This is a genomic window from Companilactobacillus muriivasis, from assembly GCF_036246245.1.
Lineage (GTDB): Bacteria > Bacillota > Bacilli > Lactobacillales > Lactobacillaceae > Companilactobacillus > Companilactobacillus muriivasis.
On record NZ_BTTQ01000002.1, the window covers coordinates 231,555 to 248,863 of the forward strand.

Genomic DNA, 17,309 nt, shown 5'->3' on the forward strand with positions numbered 1-17,309 from the left:
ATAAAAAAGCAACCAATAGGCTGCTTATCATTAATTCAATTTAGCAAGTCTTGACTTATCACGAGCAGCCTTGTTAGCCTTGATTAGGCCTTTTGACTTAGCCATATCAATTGCACGAACAGCTGTCTTAAACAAGTCATTCTTGTTGTCAGCGTTGTTAGCAGCTGATGCTTCGAAGTTCTTAATTGCTGAACGCATTGAACTTCTTTGTGCATTATTGCGAAGGCTTGCGCTTTGTGCAGTCTTTACACGTTTCATAGCTGATTTAATTTGTGGCATTAATTTCACCTCCGATTACCTAGTAAGCTTAAAACTCAATACATAGAATTATACATAATTAATTTTCACAATGCAATGAAATGTCGATTTTTTTTCAGTTAGGGCAATTAATGAGCCCGAATAACTGATGAATCAACCAATAGATAGTGATTATTAACTCCTATATATTACTATAAGTCATAAGTTTTTGGGGATTTTATTTAAGAATTCTGTTATTCGTATTACAAATTAGTGGTGTAGTACTAGTTATGCCGTTTTCAGAGTTATACATCATATTTACAGATCAGTTTGGTTATTAGAATATAGATGAATTTGTGACTAAAGATTGAAATAGGTTATCAACTAGCACCATGCGTACAATAATGGTATCAATATAAATTCAGTCCTGATGACGGCCAACGTAAGAATTCGCTATTGCAATATTCGCATATTTGTAGTAGATTATTTAACTGTGTTAACCATGCTCTGTTTGACGAATCACCAACGCAAGCATAGTTTGGCTAAATATATAAGGAAAAGGTGAATTGAAATGGCTATTTCAAAAGCAAAGAAAAACGAAATTATTAAACAATATGCACGTAAAGATGGAGACACTGGTTCTCCAGAAGTACAAATTGCTGTACTAACTGCAGATATTAACGCACTTAACGATCACTTGAAGGTTAACAAGAAAGACCACCACTCATATGTTGGTCTATTGAAGAAGATTGGTCACCGTCGTAACTTATTAGGTTACCTACGTGACAACGATGTTGATCGTTACCACGAATTGATCAAGTCACTTGGCCTACGTCGTTAATAATAATTTTAGGAGACTCCTTTGCGGGGCTCCTATTTTTTTTGCTTATTTTCTCTAAATCCTTTTTGATATGGTAAAATGAAAAATAGGTATAGCTTAAATAGTCTTAAAAGACTTAAGTATCACAATAGAATATTATGATCTATGCTATTTTAATGAAATGAGAGATGAAAATGAGCAAAAAAATTAAAATAATTTTGTTAAGTGGTGTACGTGAAAACGGAAAGAATATGTACGCCGTCGAAGTAAACGATGAGATCTATATCTTGGATATTGGTTTGCAATACCCTGATAATGACCTTTACGGAATTGATGTAGTTGTTCCAGATATGACTTATATCAAGCAAAATATCGATAAAGTGGTCGGAGTATTCCTATCACATGGACACGCCGATGCTATTGGTGCTTTGCCATATTTGATCAGTGACTTTGATATTCCAGTTTTTGGTTCAGAAATGACTATTGAATTGGCTAAAATCGTTTGTTCAAATGATCGTCGTAGTAAGAAATTCAACAATTTCCACGTTATTGACGAAAATACTGCTATTGATTTTGAAGAGGCATCAATTTCTTTCTTCAAGACAACACACTCAATTCCTGGTTCTCTAGGAACAGTTATTAGTACTACTGAAGGTCAAATCGTTTATACTGGTGACTTCAAGTTTGATCAAGCCGCTGCACCAACTTATAAGACTGATTATGGTCGTATCGCTAAAATTGGTAGTGACCGTGTTATCGCACTTTTGAGTGACTCTGCTAACGCTGAATCACCTTATGAAAACTCGAGTGAAAAAGATATCTATGAATATATTTTAGATACATTCAGCTATCACAATGGTCGAATTATCGTAGCTCAAGTAGCTTCAAACATTCAGAGAATGCAACAAGTTATGGATGCTGCCGACAAGACCGGACGTCGAGTATTTCTTTCAGGAACAGATGCTGAAAAGATTTTGAAAACAGCTATGAACTTAGGCTATTTGAAGATCACCAACAAAGAATTGTTAGTTAAACCTAAGGAACTAAAGAATGTCGACAAGAATAAATTAGTTGTCATTGAAACAGGTAAGATGGGTGAACCCGTTAAATTGCTTCAAAAGATGGCTAATCCTGCCGCTAAGACTAAGTTTCAAATTGAAGAGGGCGATTTAGTATTTATTGCTACAACACCTTCACATGCTATGGATACAACTGTTGCTAAGGCCCGTGATGCCATTTATCGTACTGGTGCTGAGGTTAAGGCTCTTAGTGATGACAAGCATTCGTCAGGTCATGCTAATAAGTCTGACTTGCAATTGATGATTAACTTATTGAATCCTGAAAATGTTATTCCAATTCAAGGAGAATATCGTCTTTTGGATGCCCATGCTCGAATCGCTAATGAAACAGGTATTCCATATCAGAATATCTTCCTCACTAAAAAAGGTGATGTTCTAAATTACGAAAATGGTCAATTCTACCAAGGTAAGGCTGTTGATGCTGGAGATACCATGATTGATGGTATTGGTGTTGGCGATATCGGTAGTATTGTTCTTCGTGATCGTGAATTATTGGCCGAGGACGGGGTCTTTATCGCGGTAGCTACAATTGACCGTAAGAAGAAGAAAGTCGTCGCTAAGCCTAAAATAACGGCACGTGGCTTCGTTTATATGCGAGCTAGTCGTGATTTGTTGAGTGAAAGCTCAGATATTATCGTTAATACGATTACTGATTACATGCAAGACAACAAAGATTTTGATTGGTCAGACTTAAAACAAGGTGTTCGTGACAAGTTAAATCATTTCTTGTATGAACAAACCAACAGACATCCAGTTATTTTGCCAGTGATCATGGAAGTTAATCAAAACAGACACAGAAAAGCAAAGAATTAGATTGATTTAATCTATTCGGATATTGTTGAGGTATTGTATGGACGATTCAGATAATCTAAAAAAAATTATTGATCAGGCTGACGAGGCCTTTGACCAAGGTAATTGGGTCGAAGCAACTGATTTATACACACAAGCATATTCGATGCAGCAATCCTTTGATATTAACAGGGGGCTTGCTGCTTCTTTATTGAATCAAAAAAGACCAGGCGATGCCGAAGCTGTGATTTTAGATTATTTTAACTATTACCTCAGTGAACCCCAAACGGCAGAATTGGCATTGGATATCATTTTGGAAAACAACGATTTTTTGTTGGCTAATCAAATGTTGAATTTTTACGATTCAAATCCATCTCCAAAAGTTAAAGCAGAAATTGTCGATGATTTTATTAAACGGATTACGATTGCTGAAGATCGGCATGAACGTTCGTTTAAACCTGAGAAGGATAAAATTGTCAGTCGACTACTTTCAATCGTGACTGAATCGACAGGTGAGCAAATTCAATTGCTAAGAAAATTGCGAGAATTTAACAAAGCTGATTACATCAAAAATGCCAAGATTTTATTGGGCAATCCCTTGCTACATCCGCTTTTAAAGAGTGAAGCCTTGGAGAATTTGTTAAAATTAGGTGTCAGTGAAGAGGTAGATATTTCGTTCTATGGCGAAAATAAAACTTGCATTCCAAGCAAGCTAATGCCTATTATGTCAACTGATGTCTATTTGAAAATGTGTGACGAGTTGGAAAAATTATTGACCGATGAAAACGAAACTCAGCTCGAGAACTTCAAAGGTGAATTGTCACTTTATGCCGCATTTGTCTATCCTTTTGGTGATGAAATAATAAAAACGCCTCAACTCTGGACAAAAGCAATGCTTTTAAGGTATGGTTTAGTAGATGATTCACAAGTAAGTGATAATCAAGGTTTAGACGATGTGAAAACTTGGTTAAAGAGGTTCGATGAGCTGATAAATACCTTTCAGGAGTGAAATTTTTAAAGTTTTTTCACTTTGAGTATTTACAATTACGTTTACGGCCTGTATACTCCAAAGAGTATATTTTTAGTCGGTGATTTGCTATGAATTAATTTGCTTTCACCTCTGAAAGTAGTATAATTTTTCAGTAAAGAGTCGTCTAAAGAACATTTTCTTTGGATCAATCTTATGAAATGAAATTTTAGGAGGATTCTTTGTAATGGCAGAAAAAGAACATTATGAGAGAACAAAGCCCCATGTAAATATTGGGACAATTGGTCACGTTGACCACGGTAAGACTACTTTAACAGCAGCAATCACTAAGGTTTTGGCTGACAAAGGTTTAGCTAAGGCTGAAGATTACGCTGATATCGATAAAGCCCCAGAAGAAAAGGAACGTGGGATTACTATCAACACTGCTCACGTTGAATACGAAACTGAAAAGCGTCACTATGCACATATCGATGCTCCAGGACACGCTGATTACGTTAAGAATATGATTACTGGTGCTGCACAAATGGATGGTGCCATCCTTGTTGTTGCTGCAACTGATGGTCCTATGCCACAAACTCGTGAACACATCTTGCTTGCTCGCCAAGTTGGTGTTGGTTACATCGTTGTCTTCTTGAACAAGACTGACCTTGTTGATGACCCAGAACTAGTTGATCTAGTTGAGATGGAAGTTCGTGAACTTCTATCAGAATACGATTTCCCAGGGGATGACATTCCTGTTATCCGTGGTTCAGCTTTGAAGGCTCTTCAAGGTGACCCAGAAGAAATCAAACACGTTGAAGAATTACTTGATGTTGTTGATGAATACATCCCAACACCAGAACGTGATAATACAAAACCATTCATGATGCCTGTTGAAGATGTCTTCACTATCACTGGTCGTGGTACTGTTGCATCTGGTCGTATCGATCGTGGTGAAGTTAAGATTGGTGACGAAGTTGAAATCGTTGGTTTGAAGCCAGAAGTATTGAAGTCAACTGTTACTGGTCTAGAAATGTTCCGTAAGACATTGGATCTTGGTGAAGCCGGAGATAACGTTGGTGTTCTTCTTCGTGGTATTAACCGTGACCAAATCGAACGTGGACAAGTTCTTGCTAAACCAGGTTCAATCAAGACTCACAACAAGTTCAAGGGTGAAGTTTATATTATGAGTAAAGAAGAAGGTGGACGTCATACTCCATTCTTCTCAAACTATCGTCCACAATTCTACTTCCATACAACTGATGTTACTGGTGTTATTGAATTGCCAGAAGGTGTAGAAATGGTTATGCCTGGTGACCAAGTTACTTTTGAAGTTGACTTGATTGCTCCAGTTGCTATTGAAAATGGTACAAGATTTACTGTTCGTGAAGGTGGCCGTACTGTTGGTGCCGGAGTTGTTACAGAAATCTTAGACTAATTTCTAAGTCGTGATGATAATTAAAAAAGAGTTGGAATAATCCAGCTCTTTTTTTTATTGAAAATTTATTGATAGATGTTCAAAAATGATGAAAAGTATCTTATAATAGTAAGCATGATGTCTTAAAGTACCTATAAATCACGTCAAATGTTTACAATATCACCTTTTTAAGGTAATATTACAAAGTATGAGATCGTTGAAATACCGGAGGGATAATATAAATGTCTGCTAAGGCTGAATTTACAAAAAAAGAAAATAACACTGGTGAATTGAAGTTTGAAATTGACCAAGACACAATCAAGCAAGGTTTGGATACTGCATTCAACCGTGTAAAGAAGAGTTTAAACGTACCTGGTTTCAGAAAAGGCCGCGTACCTCGCCAAATCTTTAACCGTATGTACGGTGAAGAAGCATTGTACGAAGATGCTCTTAACGCTGTTTTACCAGCCGCTTACGAAAAAGCTGTTACTGATACAAAGGTAGAACCTGTTGACCAACCACAAATTTCTGTTGATTCAATGGAAAAAGATCAACCATGGGCTATTACAGCAACTATTACTGTAAAGCCTGCTGTTGAACTTGGTGATTATAAAGGTATCGAAGTATCAAAACAAAAACGTAATGTTATGAAGGCTGATGTTGAAGAACGTCTAGCTGACTTACAAAAACAACAAGCTGAACTTGTTCTTAAAGACGGTAAGGCTGAAAACGGCGATACAGTTATCATCGATTACGTTGGTACTGTTGACGGTAAAGAATTCGATGGTGGTAGCGCACAAAACTACTCACTAGAACTTGGTTCAGGTTCATTCATTCCTGGATTCGAAGACCAATTAGTTGGTCACGCTGCTGGCGAAGATGTTGACGTTAAAGTTACATTCCCAGAAGATTACCAAGCTAAAGAATTAGCTGGCAAAGATGCTGTCTTTGCTACAAAACTTCACGAAGTTAAGACAAAGGAATTACCTGAATTAGATGATGACTTTGCTAAAGACGTTGATGAAGATGTTGATACTCTTGAAGAATTGAAGACAAAACTTCATGACGAAATCAAGGATCAAAAGAAAGAAACTGCTGAAGAAAACATTCAAGAAGAAGCAATTTCTGGTGCCGTTAAGAACGCTAAACTTGATGCAATTCCTCAACCTATGATTGATACAGAAGTTGAAAACCAATTGAACCAATACTTAGCTAACTTACGTCGTCAAGGTATCGATCCTAAATTGTACTATCAAATGACAGGTACAACAGAAGATACTTTGAAGAAACAATTTGCTAAAGATGCTGAAGAACGTGTTAAGACTGACTTAGTTATCGAAGCAATCGTTGCTAAAGAAGGCATCAAACCTTCAGAAGACGAAATTAAAGCAGAAATCAAGTCACTTTCTGATGAATACAAGATGGAAGAATCAGCTGTTAGAAATGCACTTTCTGACGAAATGTTGGCTCATGACATCGCTGCTAAGAAAGCAATCGAATTGATTGTTGACTCAGCTGTTGAAAAATAAGCAATTCTGTTATTAAAATTTAGGAAGCCGGAAGGCTTCCTTTTTTTATAAAGTTCAACGTGTAAAACTAAATACTTTACTCTTAATTATGACAATGCTAGACTTTCTTAAGCATTGGAACTATTGAAGGAGAAATCGCATATGTTTGATAGTACAGAAAATACTGGCACAATTAGCTGTTCATTTTGTGGTAAGACACAAGATCAAGTTAAAAAGATAGTTGCCGGACCTGGTGTCTATATTTGTAATGAATGTATTGATTTATGCAAAGAAATCATAGACGAGGAATTAAATGAGGCTACACCTTTAGATTTAGACAACATCCCTACACCTATTGAAATCAAGAAGATCCTTGACGATTATGTGATCGGACAAACTGACGCTAAGAGGGCATTGTCAGTTGCTGTTTATAATCACTATAAGAGAATTAACAAGATGGAACATTTAAAAGATGGCGAGACTGAATTACAAAAGAGTAATATTGCCTTGATTGGACCTACTGGTTCAGGTAAGACTTTCCTTGCTCAAACTTTGGCTCGTATCTTGAAGGTGCCATTCGCAATTGCTGATGCTACAACACTTACTGAAGCTGGATATGTCGGTGAAGATGTTGAGAACATTCTTTTAAAACTTTTACAAAACGCTGACTTTGATGTCGACAAGGCTGAACACGGTATTGTTTACATTGATGAAATCGATAAGATTGCTAAGAAGAGTGAGAATGTCTCAATTACTCGTGATGTTTCTGGTGAAGGTGTTCAACAAGCACTTTTGAAGATTCTTGAAGGAACAATCGCTAGTGTGCCACCACAGGGTGGAAGAAAGCATCCTCAACAAGAACTTATTCAAATTGATACAACTAATATTCTCTTTATTGTTGGTGGTGCCTTTGATGGTATCGAAACTATTGTTAAAAACCGTCTCGGTGACAAGACAATTGGTTTTGGTGCTGAACAAAAGATCAATGTTGCTGAAGAAAAGAGTTTGATGCAACAAATCATCCCTGAAGATTTGATGAAGTTTGGTATTATTCCAGAATTCATCGGCCGTATTCCTATCGTTACAGCCCTTGAGAAGCTTACAGAGGACGACTTGGTAAATATCCTTACAAAGCCTAAGAATGCCTTAATTAAGCAATATAAGGAATTGATGGCTCTTGATGGAGTAGAATTACAATTTACCGATGGTGCTTTGAGAGAAATCGCTCAATTGTCAATTGAAAGAGATACAGGTGCCCGTGGTTTGAGATCTATCGTTGAAGAGACAATGCTCGATACGATGTTTGAAATTCCTGGCCGTGATGACGTTGAAGGTATCAAAGTAACAAAAGATGCTGTTCGAAAAGTCAAAAAGCCAGAGCTTATTTTGAAAAATGGAGAAGTTGCCTAATTGGCAGCTTTTTTTTTATATGGTAAAATTGTTCCATTGAGGTGAATTATGCAGGTAAATAATGTAACTATGAATTTAAGTGCCGTCAGTTCAAAGCAGTATCCGGATGAAGGTTATCCTGAGATTGCTTTGTTAGGCCGCTCAAACGTTGGTAAGTCATCATTGATAAATACGTTGATTAACCGTAAAAGCTTTGCGAGAACGTCTAGTACGCCCGGTAAGACCCAAACCTTGAATTTCTATAATATCGAAGACCAATTATATTTAGTTGATGTTCCTGGTTATGGATTTGCCAAAGTTTCAAAGAAGCAGCGTGAAGAATTCGGTGTCATGATCGAAGAATATTTGACGACAAGAAGTCCATTACGAGGCGTCGTTATTTTAGTTGATGGTCGCCATGCACCTAGTGACGATGATATTTCAATGTATCAATTCGTTAGCTATTACCATATTCCAACTCTGATTGTTGCAACAAAGATGGATAAGGTTAAAGGTAATCAATGGAACAAGACTGTCAGCCAAGTTAAGAAGGCTATGGGAGTCAATCAAACAGATTCATTACAATTGTTCAGTGCCGCTACTAAAAAGGGTAAGGACGAAGTTTGGACTTGGATTGAAGATCATATGAAGTAAGAAGCATGTCAAAAAGGCAGTAATCCGATTGGGGATTGCTGTCTTTATTTTGTTATATCGCAAATTATTTCTACGATTCATATTATATTTTGATATTGGCAAATAATGAGTGTTTTGTTTTGGAATAAAAATAAAGTAATGATTAATATAATTCATCAATCCCAAAAGATACTTTTTTAGTCTTTGAAATTAATGATTTTCTCAAAAGTGAATTGTTCATTCTCATAGGTAAATTTTAAAATACTGCAATTAGTAAAGCCACTGGCTCGTAATTTTGCCATATCAGTATATAGGTCAGAAAACATCATCATTGTACCAGCGTGACTGACCACAAACACTGTTTGATTGTCTTCCTGCATGATTGAAGTCAATGTATTATTAACGCGTTGTTGGGCAGCTTGATTATCCTCACCGCCAAATTGAACGTAGTAGTCACCGAAGTGTTTTTTAGGATCATCCTGTGGGTGTAAATATTCAGGAGCACCTTCGAACTTTCCAAATGAGAGCTCTCTTAAGCCTTTTAAGCGTTTATATGGCATGTCAGTGACAAGTTCCAATGTATCACTGGCACGTTCAGCTGTTGAGCAATAACAAGCATCAAATTTAATATTGTTATCTTTGAAGTATTGACCAGCGACTTTAGCTTGTTCGATTCCTTTAGCAGTTAATGGCGAGTCACACCAACCTTGGATTCGGTGTTGAATGTTAAATAATGTTTGTCCATGACGCATGATGTAGAGTGTCTTTTTCAAAAGTAATCCCCCTTTGTAAGCACTTTAATTATACAATAACACTAAAAAATACCTTGAAAATTATCGAAGTGGTGTGTATCATTCTATCTATAAGTAATATTTTAGTTTTAAAACGAGTAGTGATTTACTTCAGTGTGCAGAGAATTGACGGTTGGTGCGAGTCAAACAGGGTAAATTATGAAATACTAGACTAAAATTCGTGTCCTACGTTAATAGGAGTAAAGAGCAAGCTAATAAAGCTTGAATTTGGGTGGTACCGCGCAAATAGCGTCCCTGCATAATTGCAGGGGCGCTTTTTTTATTTCTTTGACGAGGATAACAACAGGAGGAAGATTTATGAACATTATTGACGAATTATCATGGCGTGGTTTGATCAATCAACAATCAGACGAAGAGGGCTTACGTGATTTAGTTGATTCGAAAGATATTTCACTATACTGTGGTATGGATCCAACAGGAGACTCCATGCATATCGGTCACTTGTTGCCATTTATGACTTTGGAAAGATTTGGCAAGTTTGGTCACCATCCATACATTGTTATCGGTGGAGCTACTGGTTCAATTGGTGATCCAAGTGGTAAAAAAGCCGAACGTCCTATGCAAACTATGGACCAAGTTAACCACAACGTTGAAGCTTTGAGTAATCAAGCTAACAAGATTTTCAGTGGCTTTACAATGGTTAACAACTACGACTGGACTGAACCTATTGGTATTCTTGACTTCTTACGTGATTACGGTAAGTTGTTCAACGTTAATACAATGCTAAATAAGGAAATTATTTCTAGTCGTTTGGAAGTTGGTATTTCATTTACTGAGTTCACATACCAAATCCTTCAATCACTTGATTTCTTGACACTTTACCGTCAACACAATGTTCAATTACAAGTCGGTGGTGGTGATCAATGGGGTAACTTAACTGCTGGCCTTGATTTGATTCACAAGGCTGAAGGTCAAGATGCTAAAGTTTACGCTTTAACAATTCCATTATTGTTGAAATCTGACGGTACAAAATTCGGTAAGACTGCTGGTGGTGCTGTTTGGCTTGATCCTAAGAAGACTTCACCTTACGAATTTTACCAATTTTGGTTCAACCAAGATGATAAAGATGTCGTTAACTTGTTGAAGAAGTTTACTTTCTTGAGCAAAGAACAAATTGAAGATTTAGCTGAATCAGTTAAAACAGCACCTGAAAAACGCTTGGCTCAAAAGACTTTGGCCCAAGAAGTTACTAAGTTTGTTCATGGTGAAGAAGCCTTGAAGACAGCTGAAAAGATTACTGATGTTTTATTCTCTGGTGAAATTCAAGAATTAACAACTGAAGAAGTTGCTGAAGCCTTCCATGGTGTACCAAGTGCTGAAATTTCAGCTGATCCAATCAACTTGGTTGACTTATTGATTGCTACAAATGTTGACAAGTCAAAGCGTCAAGCACGTGAAGATATTCAAAATGGTGCTATCAGAATCAATGGTGAGAAGTTAACTGATACAACTACTGAAATCGAACCCAAAGATTCATTTGATGGTAAGTATATCGTTATTCGTCGTGGTAAGAAGAAGTACTTCTTGGCTACTGTTAAATAGATATTAATTTAATTATTTAAAATAATTTGTTAAGGGCTGCGAGTGGCTTATTCATAGTTCTGAGCAGACGAATTGTCTGTTAAAGCTTTCAAACAATCCAATAAAAAATGTTGACGTCGTGTGTGAAATCGTTTATATTATTTCCAACGAAAACTTTTAATCAAGTCCTGTGAGGCTTGGAAGGTTCATTACACGTAGAGACAGAAAAAGTGTAAACTTCCTTTCCTTGTGGGATAGGAAGTTTTTTGTTTACTTAAAGAAAAATCAGGGAACTTTTAAATGGATCCAGTGAGGTCTAAAAGGTCGGATAAAACCAAACTTTTAGGGGCTAGCTGGATAAAAGCTAACCCTTTTTAATTTGGAGGAAAACAATGAAAAATATACTTTCTATGTCACAATTATCAAACGAAGAGGTCTATAGCCTAATAGACTCTGCAGAAAAATTCAAAGCTGGTAAGAAGTCAGCGATTGGTACGGATAAATTTGCCATCAATCTTTTCTTCGAAAACAGTACGAGAACAAAATCTAGTTTCCAAGTTGCTGAAATGAAACTAGGGATGAAAGAAATTGAGTTTGAAGCTTCAACATCATCAACAACTAAAGGCGAAAGCTTATATGACACAATCAAAACTGAAGAAAGTATCGGTGCTTCAGTAGCAATCATTCGTCACAGCCAAGATAAATATTACGAAGATCTAGTTAATAATCATGACTTAAATATTCACATCATCAACGGTGGAGACGGAACTGGTCAACACCCTTCACAATCACTTTTAGACTTAATGACAATTTTTGAACACTTCGGTAAGTTTGACGGCTTGAAGATTGGTATTATCGGTGACTTGAGTCATTCACGAGTTGCTCACTCAAATGCTGAAATTTTGACACGACTAGGTGCTCAAGTATGTTTCGGTGGTTTGGACGCATGGTACACACCAGAATTTGCTGAAATGGGACCTCACATGGACGTCGATGACCTTTGCCGAGAAATGGACGTTGTAATGTTATTGAGAGTTCAACACGAACGTTTATCTGAAGAAGAAAACAAGAACTTTTCTAAGACTGACTACTTTAATAAATTCGGCTTGAATAAGGAACGTGTCAATATGATGAAAGCTGATGCCATGATTATGCATCCTGCTCCAATCAACCGTGGCGCTGAAATTGCTGACGATGTTGTGGAATGCGACAAGTCATATATTTTCCCACAAATGGCTAATGGAGTGTTCATGAGAATGGCAATGATTGAAGCTGTTTTGGAAGGAGATAATGTCCGTGATGAAGCTACTGATCAAGAACGCCAAGCTGTTTTACACTAACAAACTTATCAACTGTGATGTTTTGATTGAAGATGGCAAGTTCAAACAGATTGCTGAAAATATCGTGGCAACTGATGCCCAGATTGTTGACGCTAAGTTCCAACTTGTAACACCAGGTTTAGTCGATATTCATGTGCATTTTAGAGAACCTGGTCAAGTTCATAAGGAAACTATCAAGACAGGAACATTGGCAGCTGCACATGGCGGTTTTACAACTGTTGGAGCAATGCCTAACGTGGTTCCAGTACCTGATAATGCAGAGAAGTTTGAAAAACAAGTTGCTTTAAATGAACAGAATTCTTTGATTCATACGTTGCAATACGCACCAGTCACGCTAGACGAAACAAGCGATGAATTGGTTGATATTGAAGGACTTGCCAAATTAGGGGCCTTCGCCTTTTCTAATGATGGACATGGAATTATGAACGCTCAATCAATGTTTACCGCTATGGAAAGAATTGCAGCAATTGATAGTCATTTGGCTGCTCATGTGGAAGATAAGAACTTGTTCAATCACGGAGTAATCAACTTTGGAACAGCTTCAAAGCGCTTAGGATTGCCAGGTATTCAACAAGTTGCCGAAACATCACAATTGGCCAGAGATTTAGTTTTAGCCAAGGAAACTGGCGTTCACTATCATGTCTGCCATATTTCTACTAAAGATGGTGTTCAGTTAGTTAGAATGGCTAAAGATGCTGGTATCAACGTAACTTGTGAAGTTTCACCACACCATTTGTTGCTGAGTGATCAAGATATTTTGACAGACGATGCTAATTTCAAGATGAACCCACCATTGCGTAGTGAAGAAGACCGCCAAGCACTTATAGCTGGTTTGCAAGATGGCACAATCGATATGATTGCAACTGACCATGCACCACATGCTGAAGCTGAGAAAAATCAAGGCTTTGCCAAGAGTGCTTTTGGTATCACAGGTATCGAAACGTCATTTCCACTGATGTACAGTCGTTTGGTTAAAACAGGGATTATCACACTAGAAAAATTGTTGAAACTAATGACTGAAAATCCTGCTGAAATTTTTAAGATACCAGCAACAGGTGCTATCAAGTTAGGTCAAGAAGCTGATTTTACAATTATTAATTTAGATGACGAATATGAGATCAAAGCGGCAGATTTTCTGTCAAAAGGAAAGAACAGTCCCTTTATCGGCCAAAGCGTTTACGGTGAAGTGGAACAAACATATGTTAATGGAACATGTATTTATTCGAAATAAAGAGTGAGGGGTAATGATGAACAAGCCAGTAATAGTAGCGCTAGATTTTGCAGATGATTTTGAATGTATCAACTTTTTAAATCAATTTCCTAAAGACGATGATAAATTATTTTTGAAGATTGGGTTAGAAATGTTTTGTCAATTTGGCTATCCATTTGTGAGAAATTTAAGAGAACGTGGTTATAATATTTTCTTGGATTTGAAATTGCATGATATTCCCAATACAGTTAAACGAACTTGTGAAATGATTGCTCAGTGGGATGTTCAAATGCTGACAGTTCACGCAACTGGTGGATCAGAAATGATTGCCGCAGCTAAGGAAGGATTAGCTGGTTCGTCCACACAATTGTTGGCCGTAACCCAGTTAACATCCCTCGGGCAAAGTGAATTGGCAAACGAATTACAAGTACCTTTGGAATCACAAGATTATGTAACACATTTGGCAAAATTATCTTATCAAAATGGAGCTGACGGAGTTATTTCTTCCGCCCTCGAAGTTCCAGTAATTAAGGCTGCTACTAGTACTGATTTCTTGTGCGTAACCCCAGGTATCAGACCTAAATCAGCTCAAGTGGGCGATCAAAAACGTGTTGCTACACCAGCACATGCCAGAAGCCTCGGTAGTGATGCCATCGTGGTCGGTCGTCCAATTACACAAGCTGAAAATGGTCATCAGGCATACGTGAATATTTGTAAGGAGTGGAATAAATAATGGATAAATTAGCAGTTGCTAACAACATTGCAGGACAATTATTAAAAATCAAGGCGGTGACATTGAGTCCCAAAGAACCATTTACCTGGGCCAGCGGTATTCAATCACCAATTTACACTGACAATCGCTTAACGATTGCTTATCCAGATTTTCGCCAAACAATTGCACATGACTTGGCCGATTTAATCAAAGAACATTATCCAGACGTTGAAGTTATCGGTGGAGTTGCTACAGCAGGTATTCCTCATGCCACTGGAGTAGCTAATATTTTGAATCTACCATTGAACTATGTTCGTCCACAGAAAAAGGATCACGGTAAAAAGAGTCAGATTGAAGGTCGTTGTCAAAAAGGCGACAAAGTTGTCTTGATAGATGATTTGATTTCAACTGGTGGCAGTATTTTAAAAGCTGTTAAAGCCGTACGTGAAGAGGGTGGGGATGTTATTGGAACAGTCGCCATCTTCTCTTACGGACTACCAGAGAGTACCAAGAATTTTGCCGATTACGATACAAAATTATTCACATTAACTGATTTTCCAACCATGATTGAAGTTGCTCAAAAGCAGGATTACGTTGAAGAAACCGATATGGAATTATTAAAACAATGGTATCAAGATCCAGAAAGCTGGGGTAAATAATGGATTTATATAAATTAGTTCGTCCCGCAATTTTTAAAGTTGATCCTGAAATTGATCATCATATCGTGGCTACTGGGTTAAAAATGTTCAATCAAACTCCCCAAGTATTAAGGGCAATGTTTCAAACAAAAAAATATTCAAATTTGAAAGTCACAGTTAAAGGCGTAACTTTTGATTCACCAATTGGTATTGCTGCTGGATTTGATAAGAAAGCTGAATTTTATAACAGTTTAGGTGCCTTAGGTGCCGGTTTTGTTGAAATTGGTAGTATTACTAAAAATGAACAACCAGGAAACAAGAAAAAAAGAATTTTCCGTTTACCCGAAGATCAAGCAATTATTAATCGTATGGGCTTGAATAATGTCGGCGTGGAAGAGACTAGAAAGCATCTAGCCAATACGCCTAAACACGTCAATATTGGTATCAGCGTGGCTCCTGGACATGGTTTGGACAGCGATAGTATGATTGATGAAATGGTCGATAATATCGCTAAAATCCATTCATTTGGCGACTATATTGCCTTGAACCAAAGTTGCCCTAATCAAAAAGGTGTGACAACTTTGCAGGAAATTCCAGTTGCTAGAAAGTTGCTTCAGAAGATTCATAACTTACATATCAAAGAACCGATTTTTTGTAAATTTGGTAATGATATCACTCCCGAAAAATTAATTGAATTGTTAAATGAAGTAGGCAGTTTGATGGATGGAATTATTCTAACTAATACAGCTGCTAATCCTAGTTCGATTCATGACAATTTGAAATCTGAGCATAAAAATGAAGGCGGGGGCCTCAGTGGTAAGCCAATCTTTAAAAAGTCACTGAGCTTAACTAAAACCATTCACCAAGCATTTCCAGACTTGCCAATCATGTTTTCTGGTGGTGTCTTCACACCTGAAGATGCACAAGCTGCATTAATGGCAGGAGCTAGTTTGGTGCAAGTTTATACAGGATTTATTTATAACGGTCCAACAATGATCAATCAGATTAATCAATATCTTTCTAAAAATGATGTTTTACAAAAGGTAACTTACTCCCCTAAGATTGCTGAAACTCCGGTACGAGATCACGAAAATATTGTCGTTACCGATATTAATGACGATAAAAAAATTGAATTAGATGCTAATTCTGGTGCTTCATTTCACGAAGAATAGCTAGGAAATCCACTATCGATGCGAGATAGTGGATTTTTTTTTGCGTTCAAAGAAATTTTAAAAGAGATTGTCTATTTGAATATCTCAAAAATTAATACTTCGATAGACTTTAATTATCGGATTAGATGGGATTTTTAGGAGATTTCAGATGGAGGCAATGTCTTGGAAGAAACAATTTTATCAGTTAAAAATTTAAATAAATCTTTTGGTAACAGACAGACGTTATTTGATGTTAATTTTGAATGTCAAAAGGGGCATATCATTGGTTTAGTTGGTGCTAATGGTGCCGGTAAAACTACGATTATGAAGGCAATTTTAAGTCTGATCAGAAGTGAGGGGCAGATAACTATTGCTGGACAAAGAAGTACCTTCAATCACCATCCCATCTTAAAAAAAGTTGGAGCATTAGTTGAGTATCCGGGTATTTATCCATATTTGAGTGGAAGAGACCATCTCAAGTTATTTGTGAACAAATCGAATGACAGTAAAGAACGCATCCAGAATGTTATTAATGATTTGAAATTGAATGATTACATTGACCAAAGGGCTAAATTATATTCTTTAGGGATGAAACAAAAACTAGGTATCGCTATGGCGTTAATTAATCAACCAGACTTAGTTATCCTAGATGAACCAATGAATGGATTGGATCCACAAGCAACAAAAGATTTGCGAGAAATAATTTTAAAACGACGTGACCAAGGGATGACGGTTTTAATTTCTAGCCATATTTTAGGTGAATTACAAAAATTGGCAGAAGATTTAATCGTGATTGATCATGGAAAAGTTATTAAAAAGACAACAATGAACGAATTATTAGCCAGTAATCAGCATTTTGTTGTAATCAAAACTAGCGATGATGTTAAAGCTCAAAAATTATTAGAGATTGTTGGTTTTAAAGCCGTATCGCAGTCACCATTGCGCTTTGTTTTGACTGAAGAAAATACTGTTGAACGATTGATGAACATTTTGATGAAACAACAAATTACCGTAACTGATTTCCAGCATGAGGATGCCGATTTAGAAGAATCAATTTTGAAATTAATTGCGGAATAGGAGAAAATC

Annotated in this window: 16 protein-coding genes; 14 read left to right on the forward strand and 2 right to left on the reverse strand. The window is 36.9% G+C overall.

The window, feature by feature from the left end; genetic code table 11:
• Positions 1 to 30: 30 nt before the first annotated feature.
• Complete coding sequence (gene rpsT, locus AAA923_RS03985; protein WP_041499428.1) at positions 31 to 279, reverse strand: 30S ribosomal protein S20; 249 nt, start codon at positions 277 to 279, stop codon at positions 31 to 33.
• Between the two features lie 529 nt (positions 280 to 808).
• Here rpsT and rpsO point away from each other — a divergent pair.
• From rpsO to yihA, 7 genes are all read left to right on the forward strand, one after another.
• Complete coding sequence (gene rpsO, locus AAA923_RS03990) at positions 809 to 1,078, forward strand: 30S ribosomal protein S15 (RefSeq protein ID WP_041499427.1); 270 nt, start codon at positions 809 to 811, stop codon at positions 1,076 to 1,078.
• 173 nt (positions 1,079 to 1,251) lie between these two features.
• Entirely contained in the window at positions 1,252 to 2,949 is a 1,698-nt protein-coding gene (locus AAA923_RS03995) for a ribonuclease J (protein ID WP_338214745.1), read from the forward strand.
• 37 nt (positions 2,950 to 2,986) lie between these two features.
• Entirely contained in the window at positions 2,987 to 3,934 is a 948-nt protein-coding gene (locus tag AAA923_RS04000) for a tetratricopeptide repeat protein (RefSeq protein WP_338214747.1), read from the forward strand.
• 205 nt (positions 3,935 to 4,139) lie between these two features.
• Positions 4,140 to 5,330 carry an elongation factor Tu gene (gene tuf / locus AAA923_RS04005; protein WP_041499424.1) on the forward strand — a complete coding sequence of 397 codons (1,191 nt, stop codon included), beginning with the start codon at positions 4,140 to 4,142 and terminating at the stop codon, positions 5,328 to 5,330.
• Positions 5,331 to 5,551: 221 nt separating this feature from the next.
• Positions 5,552 to 6,838 (forward strand): trigger factor, encoded by a 1,287-nt coding sequence (gene tig / locus AAA923_RS04010; RefSeq protein ID WP_338214749.1) that lies wholly within the window; start codon positions 5,552 to 5,554, stop codon positions 6,836 to 6,838.
• A 141-nt stretch (positions 6,839 to 6,979) separates the two neighbouring features.
• A complete protein-coding gene (gene clpX / locus AAA923_RS04015; RefSeq protein WP_338214751.1) occupies positions 6,980 to 8,227 on the forward strand; it encodes an ATP-dependent Clp protease ATP-binding subunit ClpX in 1,248 nt (415 codons plus the stop codon).
• Between the two features lie 48 nt (positions 8,228 to 8,275).
• Positions 8,276 to 8,860 carry a ribosome biogenesis GTP-binding protein YihA/YsxC gene (yihA, locus tag AAA923_RS04020; RefSeq protein ID WP_041499421.1) on the forward strand — a complete coding sequence of 195 codons (585 nt, stop codon included), beginning with the start codon at positions 8,276 to 8,278 and terminating at the stop codon, positions 8,858 to 8,860.
• 176 nt (positions 8,861 to 9,036) lie between these two features.
• On the opposite strand, the gene AAA923_RS04025 is transcribed toward yihA, so the two are convergent.
• The gene (locus AAA923_RS04025) at positions 9,037 to 9,591 is read right to left on the reverse strand and encodes a histidine phosphatase family protein (RefSeq protein ID WP_338214909.1); all 555 of its coding nucleotides are present in this window, start codon (positions 9,589 to 9,591) and stop codon (positions 9,037 to 9,039) included.
• A gap of 357 nt (positions 9,592 to 9,948) precedes the next feature.
• On the opposite strand from AAA923_RS04025, the gene tyrS reads away from it, so the two are divergent.
• The 7 genes from tyrS to AAA923_RS04060 all read left to right on the forward strand — a co-directional run bounded on the left by tyrS (position 9,949) and on the right by AAA923_RS04060 (position 17,300).
• Complete coding sequence (tyrS, locus tag AAA923_RS04030) at positions 9,949 to 11,193, forward strand: tyrosine--tRNA ligase (protein WP_338214753.1); 1,245 nt, start codon at positions 9,949 to 9,951, stop codon at positions 11,191 to 11,193.
• A gap of 371 nt (positions 11,194 to 11,564) precedes the next feature.
• Positions 11,565 to 12,512, forward strand: coding sequence for an aspartate carbamoyltransferase catalytic subunit (locus tag AAA923_RS04035; RefSeq protein WP_338214755.1), 948 nt, complete (start codon positions 11,565 to 11,567; stop codon positions 12,510 to 12,512).
• Positions 12,472 to 13,743 carry a dihydroorotase gene (gene pyrC, locus AAA923_RS04040; RefSeq protein WP_338214911.1) on the forward strand — a complete coding sequence of 424 codons (1,272 nt, stop codon included), beginning with the start codon at positions 12,472 to 12,474 and terminating at the stop codon, positions 13,741 to 13,743. The genes AAA923_RS04035 and pyrC overlap by 41 nt, the downstream gene beginning before the upstream one ends.
• A gap of 16 nt (positions 13,744 to 13,759) precedes the next feature.
• On the forward strand, positions 13,760 to 14,455 hold the full coding sequence (pyrF, locus tag AAA923_RS04045; RefSeq protein ID WP_338214913.1) for an orotidine-5'-phosphate decarboxylase: 696 nt from the start codon (positions 13,760 to 13,762) through the stop codon (positions 14,453 to 14,455).
• Positions 14,455 to 15,093 carry an orotate phosphoribosyltransferase gene (gene pyrE, locus AAA923_RS04050; protein WP_338214757.1) on the forward strand — a complete coding sequence of 213 codons (639 nt, stop codon included), beginning with the start codon at positions 14,455 to 14,457 and terminating at the stop codon, positions 15,091 to 15,093. Before pyrF ends, pyrE begins: the two co-directional genes overlap by 1 nt.
• Positions 15,093 to 16,244 carry a quinone-dependent dihydroorotate dehydrogenase gene (locus tag AAA923_RS04055; RefSeq protein ID WP_338214760.1) on the forward strand — a complete coding sequence of 384 codons (1,152 nt, stop codon included), beginning with the start codon at positions 15,093 to 15,095 and terminating at the stop codon, positions 16,242 to 16,244. Before pyrE ends, AAA923_RS04055 begins: the two co-directional genes overlap by 1 nt.
• A 162-nt stretch (positions 16,245 to 16,406) precedes the next feature.
• A complete protein-coding gene (locus AAA923_RS04060) occupies positions 16,407 to 17,300 on the forward strand; it encodes an ABC transporter ATP-binding protein (RefSeq protein WP_338214762.1) in 894 nt (297 codons plus the stop codon).
• The last annotated feature ends 9 nt before the right edge of the window (positions 17,301 to 17,309 follow it).

What these genes read in the sequence shown, in the direction of transcription:
- AAA923_RS03995 (WP_338214745.1), top strand. Translation starts at nt 1,252, where the DNA reads ATGAGCAAAAAAATTAAAATAATTTTGTTAAGTGGTGTACGTGAAAAC.
- tuf (WP_041499424.1), top strand. Translation starts at nt 4,140, where the DNA reads ATGGCAGAAAAAGAACATTATGAGAGAACAAAGCCCCATGTAAATATT.
- AAA923_RS04055 (WP_338214760.1), top strand. Translation starts at nt 15,093, where the DNA reads ATGGATTTATATAAATTAGTTCGTCCCGCAATTTTTAAAGTTGATCCT.
- AAA923_RS04025 (WP_338214909.1), bottom strand. Translation starts at nt 9,591, where the DNA reads ATGCGTCATGGACAAACATTATTTAACATTCAACACCGAATCCAAGGT.
- AAA923_RS04035 (WP_338214755.1), top strand. Translation starts at nt 11,565, where the DNA reads ATGAAAAATATACTTTCTATGTCACAATTATCAAACGAAGAGGTCTAT.
- pyrC (WP_338214911.1), top strand. Translation starts at nt 12,472, where the DNA reads ATGAAGCTACTGATCAAGAACGCCAAGCTGTTTTACACTAACAAACTT.
- tyrS (WP_338214753.1), top strand. Translation starts at nt 9,949, where the DNA reads ATGAACATTATTGACGAATTATCATGGCGTGGTTTGATCAATCAACAA.
- pyrE (WP_338214757.1), top strand. Translation starts at nt 14,455, where the DNA reads ATGGATAAATTAGCAGTTGCTAACAACATTGCAGGACAATTATTAAAA.
- yihA (WP_041499421.1), top strand. Translation starts at nt 8,276, where the DNA reads ATGCAGGTAAATAATGTAACTATGAATTTAAGTGCCGTCAGTTCAAAG.
- tig (WP_338214749.1), top strand. Translation starts at nt 5,552, where the DNA reads ATGTCTGCTAAGGCTGAATTTACAAAAAAAGAAAATAACACTGGTGAA.
- rpsT (WP_041499428.1), bottom strand. Translation starts at nt 279, where the DNA reads ATGCCACAAATTAAATCAGCTATGAAACGTGTAAAGACTGCACAAAGC.
- rpsO (WP_041499427.1), top strand. Translation starts at nt 809, where the DNA reads ATGGCTATTTCAAAAGCAAAGAAAAACGAAATTATTAAACAATATGCA.
- pyrF (WP_338214913.1), top strand. Translation starts at nt 13,760, where the DNA reads ATGAACAAGCCAGTAATAGTAGCGCTAGATTTTGCAGATGATTTTGAA.
- clpX (WP_338214751.1), top strand. Translation starts at nt 6,980, where the DNA reads ATGTTTGATAGTACAGAAAATACTGGCACAATTAGCTGTTCATTTTGT.
- AAA923_RS04000 (WP_338214747.1), top strand. Translation starts at nt 2,987, where the DNA reads ATGGACGATTCAGATAATCTAAAAAAAATTATTGATCAGGCTGACGAG.